The 17,832-nt window shown below is 61.9% G+C and carries 17 protein-coding genes; 10 read left to right on the top strand and 7 right to left on the bottom strand.

Going from position 1 to position 17,832, the window contains the following annotated elements; translation table 11 throughout:
- Positions 1 to 11: 11 nt before the first annotated feature.
- On the bottom strand, positions 12 to 1,412 hold the full coding sequence (gene rpoN / locus KBB96_RS06390) for an RNA polymerase factor sigma-54 (RefSeq protein WP_211633669.1): 1,401 nt from the start codon (positions 1,410 to 1,412) through the stop codon (positions 12 to 14).
- A gap of 180 nt (positions 1,413 to 1,592) precedes the next feature.
- Here rpoN and KBB96_RS06385 point away from each other — a divergent pair, with 180 nt between their 5' ends.
- From KBB96_RS06385 to KBB96_RS06365, 5 genes are all read left to right on the top strand, one after another.
- Complete coding sequence (locus KBB96_RS06385; RefSeq protein ID WP_211633666.1) at positions 1,593 to 2,987, top strand: UTP--glucose-1-phosphate uridylyltransferase; 1,395 nt, start codon at positions 1,593 to 1,595, stop codon at positions 2,985 to 2,987.
- An 80-nt stretch (positions 2,988 to 3,067) separates the two neighbouring features.
- Complete coding sequence (locus tag KBB96_RS06380) at positions 3,068 to 3,688, top strand: HAD family hydrolase (protein WP_211633663.1); 621 nt, start codon at positions 3,068 to 3,070, stop codon at positions 3,686 to 3,688.
- A gap of 203 nt (positions 3,689 to 3,891) precedes the next feature.
- A complete protein-coding gene (gene guaB, locus KBB96_RS06375) occupies positions 3,892 to 5,346 on the top strand; it encodes an IMP dehydrogenase (RefSeq protein WP_211633660.1) in 1,455 nt (484 codons plus the stop codon).
- 45 nt (positions 5,347 to 5,391) lie between these two features.
- Positions 5,392 to 6,906: a glutamine-hydrolyzing GMP synthase gene (guaA, locus tag KBB96_RS06370; RefSeq protein ID WP_345779487.1), complete on the top strand. Its 1,515-nt coding sequence runs from the start codon at positions 5,392 to 5,394 to the stop codon at positions 6,904 to 6,906.
- 153 nt (positions 6,907 to 7,059) lie between these two features.
- Positions 7,060 to 7,449 carry a hypothetical protein gene (locus KBB96_RS06365; RefSeq protein WP_211633652.1) on the top strand — a complete coding sequence of 130 codons (390 nt, stop codon included), beginning with the start codon at positions 7,060 to 7,062 and terminating at the stop codon, positions 7,447 to 7,449.
- Positions 7,450 to 7,525: 76 nt separating this feature from the next.
- Here KBB96_RS06365 and KBB96_RS06360 read toward each other — a convergent pair whose 3' ends face one another.
- The 3 genes from KBB96_RS06360 to KBB96_RS06350 form a co-directional block, all read right to left on the bottom strand.
- Entirely contained in the window at positions 7,526 to 8,098 is a 573-nt protein-coding gene (locus KBB96_RS06360; RefSeq protein ID WP_211633650.1) for a hypothetical protein, read from the bottom strand.
- An 80-nt stretch (positions 8,099 to 8,178) separates the two neighbouring features.
- Positions 8,179 to 8,670: a transcriptional regulator NrdR gene (gene nrdR / locus KBB96_RS06355; protein WP_211633648.1), complete on the bottom strand. Its 492-nt coding sequence runs from the start codon at positions 8,668 to 8,670 to the stop codon at positions 8,179 to 8,181.
- 347 nt (positions 8,671 to 9,017) lie between these two features.
- Entirely contained in the window at positions 9,018 to 10,025 is a 1,008-nt protein-coding gene (locus tag KBB96_RS06350; RefSeq protein ID WP_211633646.1) for a polyprenyl synthetase family protein, read from the bottom strand.
- 105 nt (positions 10,026 to 10,130) lie between these two features.
- Here KBB96_RS06350 and KBB96_RS06345 point away from each other — a divergent pair, with 105 nt between their 5' ends.
- Positions 10,131 to 10,931, top strand: a complete 801-nt coding sequence (locus KBB96_RS06345; RefSeq protein ID WP_211633642.1) for a 3-keto-disaccharide hydrolase — start codon at positions 10,131 to 10,133, stop codon at positions 10,929 to 10,931.
- A gap of 75 nt (positions 10,932 to 11,006) precedes the next feature.
- On the opposite strand, the gene KBB96_RS06340 is transcribed toward KBB96_RS06345, so the two are convergent.
- Positions 11,007 to 11,624: a YqgE/AlgH family protein gene (locus KBB96_RS06340; protein ID WP_211633640.1), complete on the bottom strand. Its 618-nt coding sequence runs from the start codon at positions 11,622 to 11,624 to the stop codon at positions 11,007 to 11,009.
- Between the two features lie 61 nt (positions 11,625 to 11,685).
- On the opposite strand from KBB96_RS06340, the gene KBB96_RS06335 reads away from it, so the two are divergent.
- Positions 11,686 to 13,110: an MATE family efflux transporter gene (locus KBB96_RS06335; RefSeq protein ID WP_211633637.1), complete on the top strand. Its 1,425-nt coding sequence runs from the start codon at positions 11,686 to 11,688 to the stop codon at positions 13,108 to 13,110.
- A gap of 2 nt (positions 13,111 to 13,112) precedes the next feature.
- On the opposite strand, the gene KBB96_RS06330 is transcribed toward KBB96_RS06335, so the two are convergent.
- Together KBB96_RS06330 and KBB96_RS06325 are read right to left on the bottom strand one after the other, a co-directional pair.
- Positions 13,113 to 14,243 carry a M20 family metallopeptidase gene (locus tag KBB96_RS06330; protein WP_211633634.1) on the bottom strand — a complete coding sequence of 377 codons (1,131 nt, stop codon included), beginning with the start codon at positions 14,241 to 14,243 and terminating at the stop codon, positions 13,113 to 13,115.
- A gap of 68 nt (positions 14,244 to 14,311) precedes the next feature.
- Positions 14,312 to 15,454 carry a HEAT repeat domain-containing protein gene (locus KBB96_RS06325; protein ID WP_211633631.1) on the bottom strand — a complete coding sequence of 381 codons (1,143 nt, stop codon included), beginning with the start codon at positions 15,452 to 15,454 and terminating at the stop codon, positions 14,312 to 14,314.
- Positions 15,455 to 15,571: 117 nt separating this feature from the next.
- On the opposite strand from KBB96_RS06325, the gene KBB96_RS06320 reads away from it, so the two are divergent.
- The 3 genes from KBB96_RS06320 to KBB96_RS06310 are packed head-to-tail and all read left to right on the top strand — an operon-like array spanning position 15,572 to position 17,832.
- Complete coding sequence (locus KBB96_RS06320) at positions 15,572 to 16,027, top strand: DoxX family protein (protein WP_211633628.1); 456 nt, start codon at positions 15,572 to 15,574, stop codon at positions 16,025 to 16,027.
- Positions 16,020 to 16,862, top strand: a complete 843-nt coding sequence (gene pyrF, locus KBB96_RS06315) for an orotidine-5'-phosphate decarboxylase (protein WP_226373657.1) — start codon at positions 16,020 to 16,022, stop codon at positions 16,860 to 16,862. Before KBB96_RS06320 ends, pyrF begins: the two co-directional genes overlap by 8 nt.
- Before the next feature lie 52 nt (positions 16,863 to 16,914).
- Positions 16,915 to 17,832, top strand: coding sequence for an MBL fold metallo-hydrolase (locus KBB96_RS06310; RefSeq protein WP_211633625.1), 918 nt, complete (start codon positions 16,915 to 16,917; stop codon positions 17,830 to 17,832).

Here is a 17,832-nt window from a genome sequence, read left to right as displayed (position 1 = left end):
GCTTCCCGGGTCTAGAACGACTTCCGCAGGTGCGAGGGCAGGATGTTCAACTGCTCGCGATACTTCGCCACCGTGCGGCGCGCGACATTGATGCCCTGGGTCTTGAGCTGCTTGGCCAGCGCGTCATCCGAGAGGGGCTTGGAGGCGTTTTCCTGGGCGATAATCTGTTGGATCGCCTCGCGGACTCCGGCATTCGAAACTTCTTCCCCGCCTTCGGTTTGATACCCGGTGGCGAAGAAGGCGCGCATTTCCATCAGCCCGTGCGGAGTCAGCACATACTTGCCGGCGACGGCGCGGGAAACGGTCGTGGCGTGCAGGGAGAGCTCGTCCGCGATGTCGTTCATGGTCAGGGGCCGCAGGTGACGCGGACCTTTGGCGAGGAAGGCAGGCTGGTGCTCGATGAGCTTGTAGGCGATCGCGAGGATGGTTTCCTGACGCAGGGAGATCGAGCGGATCAGGCTGCGGCCGTCGCGGATCTGGTCGCGCAGGAACTGACGGGTCTTGCCGTCCGTCTTGCTGCGGCCGATGAGATCCTTGTAGAAATCGTTGATCCGCAGATTCGGCAGATACTCATTCGTCAGGCGCGCCGACCATTCGCCGTCGTCGTCACGCTCGATCACCACATCCGGCAGAATGTAGGGATTGCCGGTGGGGTCGAACTCGCCACCCGGATTCGGCGTCAGACGGCCGATGCGGGAAGCGGCTTCGGTGATGCGTTCCACGTTCGTTCCCAGCGCGCGTGCGATCTGCGGATAGCGCTTGCGGGCGAGATCCTCCAAATGATCGCGGACGATCTTGTATTCGATGGAGCCGCTTTCGCCGGCCCGTTCGAGCTGGATCAGCAGGGACTGATGGATGTTCTCCGCACCGACACCGGGCGGATCGAACGACTGGATCAGCACCAGCGCCGCCTGCAGCGCCGCCGGTTTCAGATTCATTCTCGCTCCCAATTCCTTGGCGGGGAGGTCCAGGAACCCGCGTTCATCGAGATTCGCGATCACCGCACGCCCCGCCTCGCGCACTTCCGGATCGACCATGGAAAGGTCGAGCTGATGGGAGAGGTGCTGCTGGAGGGTCTCCGGCGCGACAATGGAATCGTAAAGGCGTTGGCGGCGCTCCTCATCCTCGCTTGTCCATGGTGACGAACGCGCCTCCATGATCGAGCGATCGCGCCAGTCATCGTCGGTCTCGTTGAGATAGTCGAGGGAGTCCGCCTCTTCCGGATCGGGACTCTCGGCATCCAGGGAGTCCACTTCGGTGATGTCCTCCAAAACCGGATTCGTCTCCAAGGACTGCCTCACCAGTTGGGTCAACTCCAGCGTGCTCGCCTGCAGGATCTCGAGGCTCTTGCGCATCTGGGGCGCAAGCGTCTGCTGCTGGGAGAGGGATTGGTGGAGCGAGGCTTGGGACATGGTCTGCGCCGCGGCGACAGGGCCATTGAAGCACCAGTTGGGAAAAGTGCAGCAAATTTCGTGCCATGCTCGTGTTTTTGCTTATACGGCAAGGGATTGCGCTTTTTATAACGCCCTGATTTTCGGGCGTGACGGTCGGAATCCGGCGCGGCACCGTTGGGTCACCCCAACTATCCACTCATGGCATCCTTTGAAGCTTTCGACCAGAAAATGCGCGCCGCCGGCATGGGCGACGCCGCGATCCGTGCATTTCGCCGCAACTACGAGGCGCTTTGCCGCAATGAAACCGGCTTGATCCCGGAATCCGACATTGGTCCCGCAGAGAACCTGCCGGACTTCTCCAACGTGGCCGAAGGCGCTCCGGCGGATGCCTCTCTGTTAGGCCAGGCCGTGGTCATCAAGCTCAACGGCGGCCTTGGCACCAGCATGGGCCTGCAAGGCCCGAAAAGCCTGCTGCCGGTGCGCGATGGTGTGACTTTCCTCGACCTGATGGTCCGCCAGGTGCAATCGCTGCGCGAGAGCACCGGTGCCCGCGTGCGCCTGCTGCTGATGAACAGCTTCAACACCAGCGAGGGCACTCTGGAGCACCTCCAGCGCTACAAGGCCGATGGTTTTGCGGAAGCCTCCGAGGTGGAACTGCTCCAGAACCAGATCCCGAAGATCGACGCGGGCTCCCTGCAACCGGTCGAATGGTCCACGGATGCCGATCTGGAATGGTGCCCGCCGGGCCACGGCGATCTTTTCCCGGCGCTGGTGGGCAGCGGCTGGCTGGATCGCCTGCTGGCGGAAGGCGTGAAGTACGCCTTCGTGTCGAACTCGGACAATCTCGGCGCGGTTCTCGACCCATCGCTGCTGCGTTACTTCGCCGAAAGCGGCGCGCCATTCCTCATGGAAGTCACGCGGCGCACCGCCGCCGACCGCAAGGGTGGCCATCTGGCGAAGCGCAAGAGTGATGGCCGTTTGTTGCTGCGTGAGGTCGCCCAGTGCCCGGATGCGGATCTGGAGGCATTCCAGAACATCGACCGCCACCAGTATTTCAACACCAACAGCCTGTGGCTGCGCCTTGACCTGCTCAAGGAACAGCTCGCGGCGGATGACGGCGTGCTGCCGCTGCCCATGATCCGCAACCGCAAGACAGTCGATCCGCGCGACAAGAATTCCCCGGCCGTGCTCCAGTTGGAAGTGGCCATGGGGGCTGCCATCGAGTGCTTTGAGGGCTCCACGGCCATCGAGGTGCCGCGCAGCCGCTTCGCGCCGGTGAAGACGACGGGGGATTTGTTCTCCCTCCGTTCGGACGCCTACGAGGTGTTGGAGGATGGACAGGTCCGGCTTGCGGCACAACGCGATGGCGTGCCACCGGTGGTCTCACTGGGTGATTCCTACAAGCTGGTGGATCAACTCGAAGAACTCGGCGCGGTGCCCAGCTTGCTGGAATCCCGGAGCTTGGACATCCAAGGCCGCGTAACGTTCGAGGCCGGAGTGGCCTTCGCGGGCGACGTCTCGATACAAGGCGGTCAAGAAGGGCCAAAAACCTTGTCCGCAGGGCGTTATGAAGGCCAGCAGGTAGTTTTGTAATCCGGGTATTACGGAAAACTACGCAAATTTATTCTATCAGGTCTTGTTTTTCCCGTGGGGCCGGGTATTTCCGGCCCCGCATGGCGCAAGTGGGCCCCCTTGACTTACCGGAAAACGGCTACGATGCCGTCATTTTTGATTGTGATGGAACCCTCGTCGACTCGATGCCCGCGCATTTCGAGGCCTGGTGTGAAGCCATGGCCCTCCACAATGCCAAAGGCGTTCTGAAAGAGGATGTGTTCTATGCGATGGGCGGTCGTCCTACGAAGGACATCGTCGTCGAACTCAACAACGAATACGGCCTCAAGCTGGATCCGGTGTCCGTGGCTCTCGCGAAGCGCGAGGCTTTCCTGAAGAAACTCTCCACGCTGACCCTTATTGAGGAAGTGGCGGATTTCGCCCGCAGCCTGCTGGCCCGCCACATCCCGATGGCGATCGCCACCGGTGGCACCCGCATGGTGATCGAAAAAACACTTCAGGCTGTCGGTGTTTCCGATTGGTTCGATGAAGTCGTCACCGCGGATGAAGTGAAGATCGGCAAGCCTGCTCCCGATATCTACCTCCACGCCGCCAAGCTCCTCGGCGTATCGCCGCTCAAGTGCCTCGCTCTTGAAGACGCTCCAGCCGGTATCATGGCCGCCCAATGCGCTGGCATGGCGGTGGTGGCTATTCCGTCGCCGATGGACTTCGCGCGGAGCTGAAAGGCCCTCTAACAAGATTTTCAGAAACGGCGGATGACCCGGGTCATCCGCCGTTTTTTGTTTGGGCCGGGGCGGCGGTTTCCAACCGCCATGCCTCTGATGGTTTTGAAAATAAGAGTCCTGGCGGTTGGAAACCGCCACCTCGGGGTACCTTCCCGCGAAATCGGGCTTGATATCGGGGGGGCTGGTCTATTGACTCCGCCATGGCGGAGATTTCTCTCGGACTTTCTTTTGATGATGTGCTTCTGGTCCCGGCGTTGAGCGAGGTGCTCCCCGGAGAAGCTGATCTTTCCACCCACGTGACGGCGGGCATCCCGCTGCACATTCCGGTCGTCTCGGCTGCGATGGACACGGTGTCCGAATCGGAACTGGCGATCGCCTTGGCTCGCGAGGGCGGCATCGGCGTGATCCACCGTGCCTGCCCGATCGACGAGCAGGCGACCATGGTGTCCCGCGTGAAGCGTTCCGAGAACGCCGTGATCCTCAAGCCCTACACCGTGCGCAAGGAACAGAGCGTGGACGAGGTCCGCGCGATCATGGCCGAGCATGGTTTCTCCGGCTTCCCGGTTGTGGATGCCGAAGGCCGCTTGGAAGGCATGGTCACCGGCCGTGACGTCCGCTACCTCGATACCGTGGACGCCCGCGTGGCCGATGTGATGACGAAGCACGACAAGCTCATCACCGCCCCCGCCACGACCAGCCTCGAGGAAGCACGCCGCATTCTCTATCAGAACCGCATCGAGAAACTTCCGCTGGTCGATGGCAGTGGCAAGCTCGTCGGCCTCATCACCGGCTCGGACATCGAGAAGCGTATTACTTTCACGAATGCCGCCAAGGATCCGGCCGGCCGCCTCCGCTGCGGTGCCGCCGTGGGTGTGGGCCCGGATTGCGTGGATCGCGGCCAGGCGCTCATCGACGCGGGTGCGGATGCACTCTTCATCGATGCCGCCACCGGCCACACCTCCCGCGTGATGGACGTGATCGGCAAGCTCCGCTCGCTGTCCGACCGCCCGGTCGTGGCGGGCAACGTGGTCACCCTCCAAGGCGCGAAGGATCTCGTCGCCGCCGGTGCCAGCGCCATCAAGGTGGGCGTCGGCCCGGGTTCGATCTGCACCACCCGCGTCATCGCCGGGGTAGGCATGCCGCAGTTCACCGCCATACGCAACGTGGCCGACTACTGCCGCGAGCACGGCGTGAAGGTTATCGCCGACGGCGGTATCCGCTACTCCGGTGACGTGGTGAAGGCGCTCGCCGCCGGTGCCGACCTGGTGATGCTCGGTTCGCTGCTCGCGGGCACCCGCGAAAGCCCCGGCCAGAGCGTCTACTATCAGGGCCGTAGGTTCAAAACCTACCGCGGCATGGGCTCGCTCGGTGCCATGAAAAAAGGCTCCGGTGATCGCTACGCACAGAACAGCTCCGGCAAGCTCGTCGCCGAAGGAGTCGAAGGCCGCGTTCCCTACAAGGGTCCGCTGTCCGATGTGGTGTTCCAGCTCATGGGCGGCCTCAAGTCCGGCATGGGCTATGTGGGAGCCTCATCATTGCAGGAACTCCGCGACCGCGCTCAGTTCGTCCAGATCACCAGCGGCGGCCTTCGCGAAAGCCACGTCCATGACATCGTCATGACCGAGGAGCCGACCAACTACCAGCCGCTGAGCTGAAACCCGTTTTCCAAACCCTTCCGTTTTCCGATTCCAATGCAGGAGATCAACCACGTCGCCGTTCTCGATTTCGGCTCGCAATACACCCAGCTCATCGTCCGCCGCGTGCGGGAGCTCGGCTACTTCGCCAAGCTCTACGCCACCGAGGATTTCCCGAACATCGGCAAGCCCGGTGCGATCATTCTTTCGGGCGGTCCGCGCAGCACCAGCGAGCTGGATGCCCCGGATATCGATTTCGAGGCCCTCAAAGGCTTCGGCGTGCCGGTGCTCGGCGTGTGCTACGGCATGCAGCTTCTGAACATCAAGTTCGGTGGCAGTGTAGCCTCCAGCAACCGCCGCGAATACGGTCCGGCCGCGCTCACGACCGTGACGGATGAGGCGCTCTACGAGGGAGTCTCCCAGAACTCGCAGGTGTGGATGAGCCACTCGGACACGGTGAAGATCCTGCCGGATTGCGCCAAGGTGATCGCCACCAACCAGCACGGGACGCCCGTCTCGTTAAAGTGGGGCAATAGCTTCTATGGCATCCAGTTCCACCCGGAAGTGACCCACAGCCATCAGGGCATCCGCATCCTCCACAACTTCCTGCTCCAGTGCGGCGAACTCGCACCGTTCCACATCGAAGATTTCAAGCGTGAGCTGATTGAGAACATCCGCACCACCGTCGGCAGCAAGCAGGTCGTCTGCGGTGTTTCCGGCGGCGTGGACAGCACCGTACTCGCCGTGCTGCTCAACGAAGCCGGCGTGAACGTCCGCGCGATCTTCGTGGACCAAGGCCTGATGCGGAAGAACGAGGGCGATGAGGTTCGCAACAACTTCCACCGCATGGGCGTGGAGATCGAAACGGTCGATGCCTCCGAGCGGTTCCTCACCGCGCTGTCCGGAGTCGATGACCCGGAGAAGAAGCGCAAGATCATCGGCGAGCTGTTTGTCGATGTGTTTTGGGACGCGGTCGGCAATGCCGAGATGCTTGCCCAGGGCACGCTCTATCCCGATGTGATCGAGAGCGCCTCGAACGCCAAGTCGAAGGCCTCCAAGATCAAGACCCACCACAACCGTGTTGACCGCATTCTGGAACTCCAGGAGCAGGGCAAGGTGCTGGAGCCGCTGGCGGAACTCTTCAAGGACGAGGTTCGCGCGCTCGGAACCTCGCTCGGCATCCCGCAGGACATCCTGATGCGCCACCCGTTCCCGGGACCAGGACTCGCGGTGCGCTGCCCGGGCATCATCACCGAGGATCGTCTGGAGATCATCCGCGAGTGCGATGCCATCTTCATCTCCCGCCTCAAGGAATACGGCTGGTATGACAAGGTCTGGCAGGCCTATGCCGGTCTCGTTCCGGTAAAGACCGTGGGCGTGAAAGGCGACGAACGCTCCTACGAGTGGGCGATCACCCTGCGCGCCGTGGTGTCCGAGGACGCCATGACCGCCGACTGGGTGGAGCTTCCCAGCGCACTGCTGCGTGAAACCAGCAACCGCATCCTCAACGAGGTGAAGGGCGTAAACCGAGTGCTCTACGACATCTCGACCAAGCCACCGGCATCGATCGAATGGGAGTAAAGCAGTAGCACAAGCATTCCTGCTTGTGAGTGCGCGCAACGGATCGCGGAGGGAGCTTCAAATGCGCCCTGGCGATCCGTTTGTCGTTATGAACGCACGATCCTTGCAGTGAGGGTGCTTGAAGGGTTCACGGAAAAGTTATTTCCTCTCCCCATGGACTCTCATCGTCCGGGATTCAAAGCCGCGTGGATCACCTGCGGGGTGGCCATGGTGCTTTGGAATGTACTGATGCGAATAGCCGAGGATCGTTTCCAACCCATCATCGGCCTGCTCTTCGGTATTGGGATGGCGGTAGGCATCGTGAGACAAAGCCGCCTCCAACTCCGGATTGCGGCGTGGATTGTTCTGCCGTTGTTCGTATGGCTCTTCTATCTCGTCAGGAACGGAACATGGTGGCTGCTGGGCTTGCAGGCACTTTCAACTCTCGCAATGTTGGCAGCGATCCGGTGGATGTATGGGTTCCTTCCTGAACGCCATCCCAAAGACAAAGGTGAGATGAATGCCATCGATCCGGAGTATCCCGATCCGTGGGAGAAGGGATGAATCGGAATCGGGAGATTGCTTCGGCTCCCTGAGCCAACGGACTCCTCACACTCACAAGCAGGAATGCTTGTGCTACCTAGCGATCACTCTCGACCTTCAACCGCAGCCTGCGGTCGAAGTCATCCTGATCCCGGTCGCAGGCACGGAGGAACCCAACGATCTCTTCCTCAAGCTGGGCGCAGTGCTTGTCCCACTTCTCCACGCCACGGATCAGCAGGGCGCACTCCTTGAGATGAGTGAAGCGGATCTCTTCCGCACCCTCACGGCGGAGTTCATCCAGTTCCGCCCGAACCCGCTCGAAGAACGCCAACTCGAATCCATTGCCGGCTTCCTTGGCCGCAGGAAGCAATGACACCGTCAATGGCGGTGCCAGCGGCTCGAGTTTCTCTGCGATCGTCTCGCAGCCGATCGTCTCCAGCATCTTCCGCATCTTGGAAAAGAGCTCGGCCAGCGGCAGCAACCGCAGCGGGCACTTCGTCTCCAAGTACTGCGCGATTCCCGAACGGATGTCCTCCACAAAGGGAAAATCCTCCCGCTCCGCCGCCAACGCCGCACGGCGCAGGGCGTCACCAAGCCACGCGGTATCGTAGTCGATCACCTGATAGCGGCCGACTTGCAACGCGGGGCGGTTGCCGATGAGTGAGATCACTGGTTAACGATCAGAAAGGTGGCGGGACAGCGGGGTTAGGGTTGGGTGGAACAGCAGGGTGGCTGGTTGCTGGGTGAGGCTCAGTCTTTGAAGAGGCGGCGCTGCAAGGGGTCGCGGGCGGCTCGCATCGAGAGAGATTGGATTTCCTGGATGAACTCGTTGACGTTCTCGAACTGGCGGTAAACCGAGACGTAGCGTACGTAAGCGACGGGATCGATCTGGTGGAGCTTGTCCATCACCTTCGCGCCGATGGCGGAGGAGGGGACTTCGGCGAGGTGGTCCTTGTGCAGTTCGGCAAGGATCTCCTCCACGGCACGGTCGAGCCGGTCCATCGGCACCGGCCGCTTTTCGCAGGCCTTCACCAGACCGCTGAGGATCTTTTCCCGGTTCAAGGATTCGCGCGCGCCGTCGCGCTTCACCACGCGCAGATCGGTGCGCTCGATCTGCTCGTAGGTGGTGTAGCGGTAGCTGCAGTTCAGGCATTCGCGGCGGCGGCGTATGGTCGTACCGTCCTTCGATGCGCGGGAGTCGAGCACCTTGTCTTTGAGTGAGCCACATTGGATGCACCGCATAAGGAAGGCAGGCAGAGGGGGACGGCAACGAATGTCCGAGAGTGTGTTGACGATATATGGTGGCGTCAACGCGAAAACACTAGCTTATTTAGTGATGGGGCCGCGATGATCGGGGATTCTGTAGGGAGATTTTTAGAAAAATGGGCACGCGGACGGAAAGCGGAAGGAGCTCTAACAAAAGGTTTCCGGCTACGGACCGGCCGTGGTGGATGAGTCATTGATCATTGCGGATGATCCACCTCCACAAGTGATCGTCGCCACGCAAACATGCGCAGCATGCAGGACCACTCGCAGCCGTTCCCACACAAGGAACCGCTTTCACTCACAAGTTGAAAACTTGTGCTACTTCAGCGGCGGCACTTCTCCAGCAGCACCTGGAGGAACCAGGTGATCTGCACCAGAGCGTCCTTGTAGTCGGATGGAGCGAGGATCTCGAGGTCCTCACGGCAGGAAGCCAGCAATCCAACCGCGGTGTCGATGGCGCTTTCGATCGCGCCTTCGTATTCGGCGATGCCGACCAGCACCGGCAGATCGAGCGGTTCCTGATCGATGATCCGCTTGTTGAGTTTGCTGCGCTGGGCTTCGCTGGCGGTTTCCAGCAGGTTCAGGATTGGCAGCGTCAGCTTGCCCTTGGCGAGATCGGTACGGAGAGTCTTGCCAACCTCTTCCTCGGAACCGACGAGATCGAGACAGTCGTCGTAGATCTGGTAGGCGGTACCGAGCTTCATTCCGTAGTCATAGAAACGTGCTTCGGTTTCCTCGTCCGCGCCCGAGAGGCTGGCCGCAATGCCAGCCGAGGAAGCGAACAGCGCACCGGTCTTCATCTCGATGATCCGGAAGTAGTCGGCCTTGGTCAGCGTGAGGTCGAAACGGCGCTGGGTCTGGATGATTTCACCCTGGCAGACCTCGCGCGAGGACTGGCCGACCTTGCGGCAGATGTCGATGCTGTTGAAATCGGTGGCCAGGCTCAAGGCGTGCGAGAACAGGGCGTCGCCGAGCAGGACGGAAAGACCCGCGCCCCATTTCGCATTGGCGGTGGGAACCATCCGGCGGGTGGTCGCGCCATCGATGATGTCATCATGCACCAGCGTGGCCATGTGGATCAGTTCCATGATCACGCCCAGCTTGAGATGGCCGTCATCGACCTTGCCCAAGGCACCACCCACGAGCACCGCCAGAGCGGGGCGGATGCGCTTCCCTGAGGTATTGCAGACGTAGGCCACATAGGGCTCCACGGCCGGGTCGAAGGCCCGCACCTGATCACGGATCGCAGACTCCACCCGCTCGAGTTCCGGTTTGACGAGTTCGAACGGGAAGCGGTCGCTGCGACCGGTCTGGAGGGTTTGAGCTGGCATGGCAAGGAAGGCGCCGGAAACATCCATGATCCCGGCGGGTCCCGCAACACTTGATATGAACTCCCGGCTTGAAAGATCGGCGGTTTCCAGGCGTTCCTGTGACGCATGAAATCCACAGGATGGTTCCTGACGGGCGCGCTGGCAGCAGCGTGCGGAGTGGCGGCGGGCGAGGGATTCGGCGAAAAGCCGAATACCCCGCAACTCCCGGGAGTGCCCTATGTGGTCCACGATGGCACGCGCCCGCAGCCGCCGGTCGTGACTCCGGCCGCGGCGGTGCTCCAAAAGGCGCCGTCCGATGCCAAGATCCTCTTCGATGGCACCAATGCGGATGCCTGGCTCAATGGTGACAAACCGGCCGCTTGGAAAATCCAGAACGGCAGTCTCGTCGGCGGTCCTCCGGGCAATCTCCGGACCAAGGACAGCTTCGGCGCGGTGCAGCTCCACCTCGAGTGGCGTATTCCGGCGGGTCGCAAGGTGGAAGGCCAGGGAGGCGGCAACAGCGGCGTCTTCCTGATGGGCCTCTACGAGATCCAGATCCTCCAGAGCAACGGCAACAAGACCTATCCGGACGGCCAGGCCACGGCCTTCTACGGCCAACTGCCGCCGCTGGCGAATGCCACGCTGCCGCAGGGTGAGTGGCAGAGCTACGACATCGCCTTCGAGCCGCCGGTTTACACCGATGGCAAGGTGACCCGTCCGGCCAAGGCCACGGTGATGCACAATGGCATCATCACCCAGAACGGCGAGTCCTTCATCGGACCGACCCAATACCGCAAGCTGGCGGCTTACCCGGACAAACATCCGGCCACCGGTCCGGTGGAGCTCCAGTTCCACGGCGACCCGGTGGAATTCCGGAATATCTGGATCCGCCCGCTTGGTGCCCGGGATGCCGGCGCGAAGCCGTAAAGGGCTCCGGCCGCCAGACTCTCAAGAAGAAGCCCATCCTTCCATATTGAGGGATGGGCTTTTTGTTTCCGGAATTCAGTTGAGGAATGGATCCGGCGGAGCTTCTGCAAGGATGCGGTGGTAGGGCGAGAGGTGCCGGAGAATTTCGGTCCAGAGTTCGCGGTCGTGGTTCTGTCCCAGCAGGGCGTTGTCAGGCTGGGTGGTGATCCAGGAGTTCCGGCGCAGTTCGGTTTCGAGCTGGCCGGGGTTCCAGCCGGAGTAGCCGATGAAAGCACGGATCAATGTCCCCGGACGGTGGCTGTGCGCGATGGCATCCTCTGCCGAAATCCGGATCGCCCAGCGGAGCTGCTTTTTCTCATGGTTCCACCAGAACGCGGAAAACGTGAGGTGTTCGCAGGAGACGGGGCCGCCCTGGTGGACGGCCACCTTGCGCAAAGGGGCGAAGGCTTCGTCTTTCAGGAGATCGCCGACAACATGGCCGGTCGGATGATTCAAAACCAGACCGAAGGCCCCGGTCTTCGACGAATGCTCGGCGAGCAGAACGACGGAATGATCGAAAACACCATCCCGCAAAGAGGGGTCCGCGAGCAGGAGCTGGCCTTGCAAGGCAATGGGTTGATCCGATGAAGAGGGCTTCGACTCCACGGACGCATGATACAACAAGGCAGTCTCCGCGCCAATGACGGAATCCACGCAGAACGCCGGTTTTTTTGTTGGAAATGGGAAATGACGGCCTCTTGCTCGCGGAACACGCATGGCCAAACCCGGATTGAGTATCGAAGCCAGCAGTCGGGCGGTCGGAGAGGTGGAACTCGCTGGAAAACTGGGAGGTCTGTCGCTCACCCGGCAGGTGGTGACGCTGGCGGTATGGCCGCTTTTGGAGAACGTGCTCGCGTTTTTCGTGGGCCTGACCGATTTGCTGATCTCCGGGCGCATGGCCGAGGGCGCGCATCGCGTGGCCATTCTGGATGCCATGGGACTCGGTGGCTACGTCGGCTGGTTTTTCAATATTCTCCAGGGAGCGGTGGCCACCGGAGTGATGGCGCTCGTCGCCCGCGCCACTGGAGCCCGCGATGAACCGCTGGCGAATCGCGGGCTGGGGCAGGGACTCTGGCTCGGAGTGCTGGCCGGCATCGGCTCGCTGACGATTCTCCAGCTCGGCATTCCACTGCTCATCCGGCAGATCGGCCTGAGTCCGGAGGCGGGCGTGCAGGCGGAGAAATTCCTGCGCGTGCTGGCGTGGTCCGGACCGATCAGCGGTGCGATGTTCGCGATCAACGCGGCTCTTCGTGCCACCGGCGACACGCGCACGCCCTTCCTCGCGATGGTGATCGTGAACGCGGTGAACATGCTGGTGAGCTGGATGCTGGTATTCGGCCCCGCGCCGATCGGTGGTCATGGCATCGAAGGCATCGCCACCGGCACCGTGACCGGATGGATCTGCGGGTTCCTGACTTCCTTCCTCATGCTCGGCCATGGCCGCAGCGCCGGGCTGAAGTGGTCGCGCTTCGGGCTCACCCCGCATTGGGAAACGATGAAGCGGATCATCCGCATAGGCGCGCCACAGTCACTGGAGATCCTGGTGATGTGGCTGATCCACGCCTACGGCATCCATGTCATCGCCAACCTCGCCATCGAGGGAGCCTTGGGCGCACACATGCTGGCGATCCGGGTGGAATCGATGAGCTTCATGCCCGGTTTCGCCATCGCCACGGCCGCCGCGGCTTTGGCGGGACAATATCTCGGCGCGGGATCGAAGCCGATGGCGGTGAAGGCGGTGCGTCTTTGCTGGATGGGCGCCGTGGGATTGATGACCTTCATCGGCCTGATCTTCGTCATCTTCCGCTCGCAGTTGATCGGCATCATGGCGCCGGGCAGCGAATTGCACATGCACCTCGCCGCGCCGCTGTTGATCGTCTCCGCCTGCGGTCAGCCGTTCTTCGCCACCTGCATCATTCTGAAAACCTCGATGCGCGGTGCGGGGGCCACGACCACGGTGATGCGCTGGTCATTCGGCAGCATGTTTTTCTTCCGCGTCGGCGTGTTGTGGTGGTTCTTCCACCACGGCGGCATCTCTTTGATCGGCGTGTGGGTGGTGCTGGGGCTCGATCTCTTCGTCCAGGCGATCGCATTCACCTGGTTGCACTTCCGCGGGAAGTGGCTCGATGCGAAGGTGTGAGATCAGAGCAAGCTCTTCACGAAGCGTGTGAAAATCGCCGCACCTTCCTCAAGCTCAGCGATGTTGATAAACTCATCGATCGTGTGAGCCTGATCGATGGAGCCCGGACCGATGCACACGCTGGGAATGCCGCCGTGGGAAAGATGGGCCGCGTCTGAAAACCAAGGTGCGCCGGCGAGTCCGATCTTCGGGTCGATGGCCATCATCGCCTGGATCATCGGATGATCCGCATCGGTATCCATCGGCGTGTTTTCGTGAGGTTTCACGATTTCCAATGGCAGGTTGAGCGAGGCGATCGAATCGGTCAGTAATTGCAACGCACCGCCGGAGTTTGCCAGCGCGGGGGTGATGCGGATGTCGATCTCCGCTTCCGCGAGATCAGGAACCACATTCGGCCGCGACCCGCCGCGGATCACACCGACGTTCATGGTGCTGTGTCCGAGCACCGGATGCGTGTAGGTCGCGAGCTTTGTCGGCAGGTTGCGATCCAACACATCCAGTGAACGCGCGAGTGTCATGACCGCATTGCTGCCGCGCTCCGGTTGCGAACTGTGCGCCGCCTTGCCTGTGGCCCGCAGAGTGGTCCACAGCGAACCCTTGGTGACATTCACGATCTGCATCGAGGTCGGTTCACCCACGAATGCGAAATCATACTCGCCGCCGTGTTTCTTCACGAAATCCTTCGATCCCCATTGGCCGGATTCCTCGGCCATGAAGGCCACGAAATCGACCGCCACCGGAGCATCCGCGAGTTGGTCACGGCACTCGTACAACGCCCACAACATCGCCGCCATCGGTCCTTTTGTATCCGAGGAACCACGACCCCACACGCGGCCATCGCGGATCTCTCCGCCAAAGGGATCGATCACCATGCCGTTCACACCCACCGTATCGAGATGAGGTCCGAAAAAAATGCGAGGGCGGCCATCCTGCGGGGCGAAACGCGCGATAAGGTTCGGGCGTCCCGGCTGCACGGGATCGAGCGACACATGGGCGCCGATGCCCTTCAACCAATCCGCCAGAAAGTTCGCGACATCCGCTTCACCCGTGCGATCGGTGCCCGGCGTGTTGTCCGGATTCACGGACGGGATGCGGACCAGTTCCTGCAGCAGCGTGACGACGTCGGAAGGCATGACCGTGTTGTTAGCGGTCCGCCTTGGAATGGGAAAGACACAATCTTGTCACGGCATGATCACGTGACTCACTTCAGCGCGGCGATGGCCGCCTGTCTCACGGCATCATCCGGATCCTGGGTGGAGATGCCACGGAGCAAAACGGCCGTAGCGGCGTCGTTCTTCGAACGGGCCAGCGATTGCACCACCACCAGACGGACATCGGATGATGGATCGTTGCGCCGTGCCGCCAGCAATTCCGCAGCCTTGGGATGGCGGTTCATCAGCAGCGCGTGCGCGGCATCCTCACGGATGGTGGCGGCGATGCGCTCGGCGTCCTCCGGCTTGCCGTAGCCGAGATCCGTGCCACCCAGATTGAGTTTCCTGCCCAATGCTTCAACGGCGGACTCGATGGGGTGGCGTCCCAATGCCTGGATCGCATTCCATTGAAGCCATCCTTCCTTGCCTTCCGCGGCACGGATCAGGAATGGAACCGCGCGGTCATCCTGATACGCCGCGAGCTGCTGGGCGGCGGGCATGGCCTCCTCATCCTTGCCCTCCAGCATCTTTGCACCGAGAGCGTCGATTTTTGCCGCGAATTGTTTCGGATCCACCGCCGCTACCCGGATCTTCGTGGAGACGGTCGTCACCACATCGGAGCTCGTGGAGTGGAGGGTGCCCTCGATCCATTCCTTGTCCTTCTCGTTGAGGCTGGCCGTACGGGTTGCGGTGACGGTGTAAGTGCCCGGCGTTTCCAAGGTCGCCCATTCACCCAGCAACAAACGGGCGCTGTATTTGTCCCGTGGCAGGAACGATTGCTCGGTGGCCACGCTTTTTTCCGTGCGCGGCGCGGGATGATCGGGAAGGGGAATGACCTGGCCATTGGCATCAGCGACGGTCACGCTGATCGAAAGCGGTCGCTCGCCGAGGCAGGTGGCCTCCGGTGTGCGGCGGAGCGTGAGCGGCACGCGACCGGCGTTCTGTAGCTGATAGGTGAGGAACAACGGCTCACCCGCCATGATCTCGGTCTTGTCCGCCACCAGCGCGGCTTTCAGCGGCCATCCGTTCACCTCAAAGGTCGTGCCGAGGATCGCGGGCTGTTCCTTCGGTGCCGGGGCGACCTTGGACTTCGGAGCCGGGGCGGGCGCCTTCTTCGAACGGGTGGAGGTCTTGCCTTGTGCGGCGCAGAGGCTGAGGACGAGGCAGAAGACCGTGAGGACGCGGGATTTCATGAGCTGGCGGGTGCCACAGGGCGATGTGGAAAAGCCTAGCCGCCATCGACGCGAGGGCAAGGAGTAGGGTGCGGGACTTGCCCATTGGCCTGTTCCCGCCTTTAGTCCGTCCCAAGCATGCCGCCGAACCGTCCGTTGCCGATCCTCGCCCTGATTCTCCGTGTATTGCTCGGCGCCTGGTTCGTCTATTCCGGTGGGGAAAAGGTATTTGGCACCGGACTTGCGGAATTCACCCGGGCGGTGGGGAATTACCGGATGGTGCCGGTGCCGTGGGAGGCCGTGATTGCCTACACGCTGCCTTGGTTCGAGATCGTCGCCGGGCTGTGTCTGGTGCTCGGATTCCTGCGCAAGGGAGCCCTGCTACTGGTGGCTGGGATGACCACGGTGTTTGCCATCGCGGTCGGCCATGCGTGGCGCGAGGGGCTGAACATCGCCTGCGGTTGCCGGGGTTCCGATGCGCCGATGAGCTACGGTGGGAAGTTCGCGGAATTCGCCGCCTATTTCGCCGTCATCGCATTCGTATGGTGGCAGGAATGCCGGACTGGCAGGGGGAAATCCCCTGCAAATGTTTGAGGCCATTCCGGGGCTTTTCAGCATTGTCCCCGCCGCCGGAGCCACCCAACGTCCGGCCATGCGCTACGCCGAACGCCTCCAGAACCGCATCGCCGCCACCGGATCCCGCCTTTGTGTCGGACTCGATCCCCGACCCGGTGATGGCGGAGCCGCGGAGGCGAAGGAATTTCTGCGCCGTGTGATCGGAGAAACCTGGCAGCACGCCGCCGCGTTCAAGCCGAACATGGCCTATTTCGAAGCCCTCGGCATCGCCGGGGTGCAGGTGCTGGAGGAACTGCTGCTGGAAATGCCCAAGGAGGTTCCTGTGATTCTGGATGCGAAACGCAGCGATATCGGCGAAACCCAGAAATACTACGCGCAAGGCTACTTCAGCCGCTGGAATGTCGATGCCGTCACGCTCAATCCCTTCCTCGGCTATGACTCCATCGAACCTTTCCTCGATTGGGAGGGCAAGGGGATCTACCTGCTGGCGGTGACATCGAACCCCGGTTCGGCGGATTTCCAGCGCCAGACGCTGGCGGACGGCCGCTCCGTGTTCGAGCTCGTTACCGCTCTCGGTGACCGGGCCGCCACCGAAGGCCGCAAGACCGATGTCGGCTACGTGGTCGGTCTTACGAATGCCTCCGGAGTCTTTGAAAGAGTGCCGGACGCACCGCTGCTGGTGCCCGGTCTCGGAGCGCAAGGCGGGGATCTGGCGGCGCTCGCGAACGCCGGCCGCAATGCTCCGGACACCATCAACGTTTCGCGTGGAATCCTGTATGCCGGTGACGATCAATCGTTTGAAGCAAGGGCCAAGGTGTGGGCGGAAAAAATCGCCGTCGCTTATGGTCTGTGAGCCCCATTTTTCCCGCGAAATTGGTGGGAATCGTGCGTAAGATCGGGGCAGTTTGAAGGATCCCGGCCCCATACCGAACAAGCGCGCTTCCTACTCCGGCCTGTTGCCGCAGAAGGGGTGGCCGCAGCGGAACTATCGCTTTTTCAGGCACCGCATCGTGCCCGGAATGTTCAAGAAGGCGGCGGGGGAAATGCTTGAACCCGTGGTGGCTCCACCGGAGGACGGACGGGTGCGTATCACCTGGATCGGTCACGCATCGTTCTTTCTCCAGTTTGCCGGCCATTCGGTGATGGTCGATCCGAATTGGGCGGGCTGGCACGGACCGGTGAAGCGCCAGATCAAGCCGGGCCTGCGTATCGGCGATGTGCCGGAAGTGGATCTGGTGCTTGTGACCCACGCTCACTTCGACCACCTCCACAAGCCGAGCCTGAAGACCCTGCAGGCTCGCAATGGCATCGTGGTGCCACGCGGCAGCGGCTCATTGGTGAAGAGGCTCGGATTTCCGGCCGTCCACGAGGTGAAGGTATGGGACGAACTGTGCTTCGACACGCTGGAAATCATCCACACGCCCAGCCATCACTGGGGCGCGCGGTTCCTGCACGACACGCACCGCGACTACGGCGGCTACATCGTGCGGACCGGGGGGAAGAGCGTCTTCCACTGCGGTGACAGCGCGTATTTCGAAGGCTTCGCGGAAATTGGCCGTCGCCACCCCATCGACGTGGCCCTCATGCCCATCGGCGCCTACGATGCCCCTAGTGGTCGCGATGTTCACCTCAACCCGGAGGAGGCCGTTCGTGCCTTCGCCGATCTCGGGGCCAAGGTCATCATTCCGATGCACTACGGCACCTTTCCGCTCGGCAATGAACCGCTCAATGAGCCGGTGGAACGTCTGCTGGCCGAAGCCGATCGCTTGGGAATCAGCGACAAGGTCTTGATCCCCGAGGCAGGCGTGGGGATCGAGTGGTGA

The organism is Luteolibacter ambystomatis, assembly GCF_018137965.1.
GTDB classification, from domain to species: domain Bacteria; phylum Verrucomicrobiota; class Verrucomicrobiia; order Verrucomicrobiales; family Akkermansiaceae; genus Luteolibacter; species Luteolibacter ambystomatis.
This window is presented reverse-complemented; position numbering and strand designations above follow the sequence as displayed.

Bases quoted from the DNA above. Each gene is read 5' to 3' on its own strand.
- rpoN (WP_211633669.1), bottom strand. From the start codon at position 1,412: ATGTCCCAAGCCTCGCTCCACCAATCCCTCTCCCAGCAGCAGACGCTT.
- KBB96_RS06385 (WP_211633666.1), top strand. From the start codon at position 1,593: ATGGCATCCTTTGAAGCTTTCGACCAGAAAATGCGCGCCGCCGGCATG.
- KBB96_RS06380 (WP_211633663.1), top strand. From the start codon at position 3,068: ATGGCGCAAGTGGGCCCCCTTGACTTACCGGAAAACGGCTACGATGCC.
- guaB (WP_211633660.1), top strand. From the start codon at position 3,892: ATGGCGGAGATTTCTCTCGGACTTTCTTTTGATGATGTGCTTCTGGTC.
- KBB96_RS06365 (WP_211633652.1), top strand. From the start codon at position 7,060: ATGGACTCTCATCGTCCGGGATTCAAAGCCGCGTGGATCACCTGCGGG.
- nrdR (WP_211633648.1), bottom strand. From the start codon at position 8,670: ATGCGGTGCATCCAATGTGGCTCACTCAAAGACAAGGTGCTCGACTCC.
- KBB96_RS06350 (WP_211633646.1), bottom strand. From the start codon at position 10,025: ATGCCAGCTCAAACCCTCCAGACCGGTCGCAGCGACCGCTTCCCGTTC.
- KBB96_RS06345 (WP_211633642.1), top strand. From the start codon at position 10,131: ATGAAATCCACAGGATGGTTCCTGACGGGCGCGCTGGCAGCAGCGTGC.
- KBB96_RS06335 (WP_211633637.1), top strand. From the start codon at position 11,686: ATGGCCAAACCCGGATTGAGTATCGAAGCCAGCAGTCGGGCGGTCGGA.
- KBB96_RS06330 (WP_211633634.1), bottom strand. From the start codon at position 14,243: ATGCCTTCCGACGTCGTCACGCTGCTGCAGGAACTGGTCCGCATCCCG.
- KBB96_RS06325 (WP_211633631.1), bottom strand. From the start codon at position 15,454: ATGAAATCCCGCGTCCTCACGGTCTTCTGCCTCGTCCTCAGCCTCTGC.
- KBB96_RS06320 (WP_211633628.1), top strand. From the start codon at position 15,572: ATGCCGCCGAACCGTCCGTTGCCGATCCTCGCCCTGATTCTCCGTGTA.
- pyrF (WP_226373657.1), top strand. From the start codon at position 16,020: ATGTTTGAGGCCATTCCGGGGCTTTTCAGCATTGTCCCCGCCGCCGGA.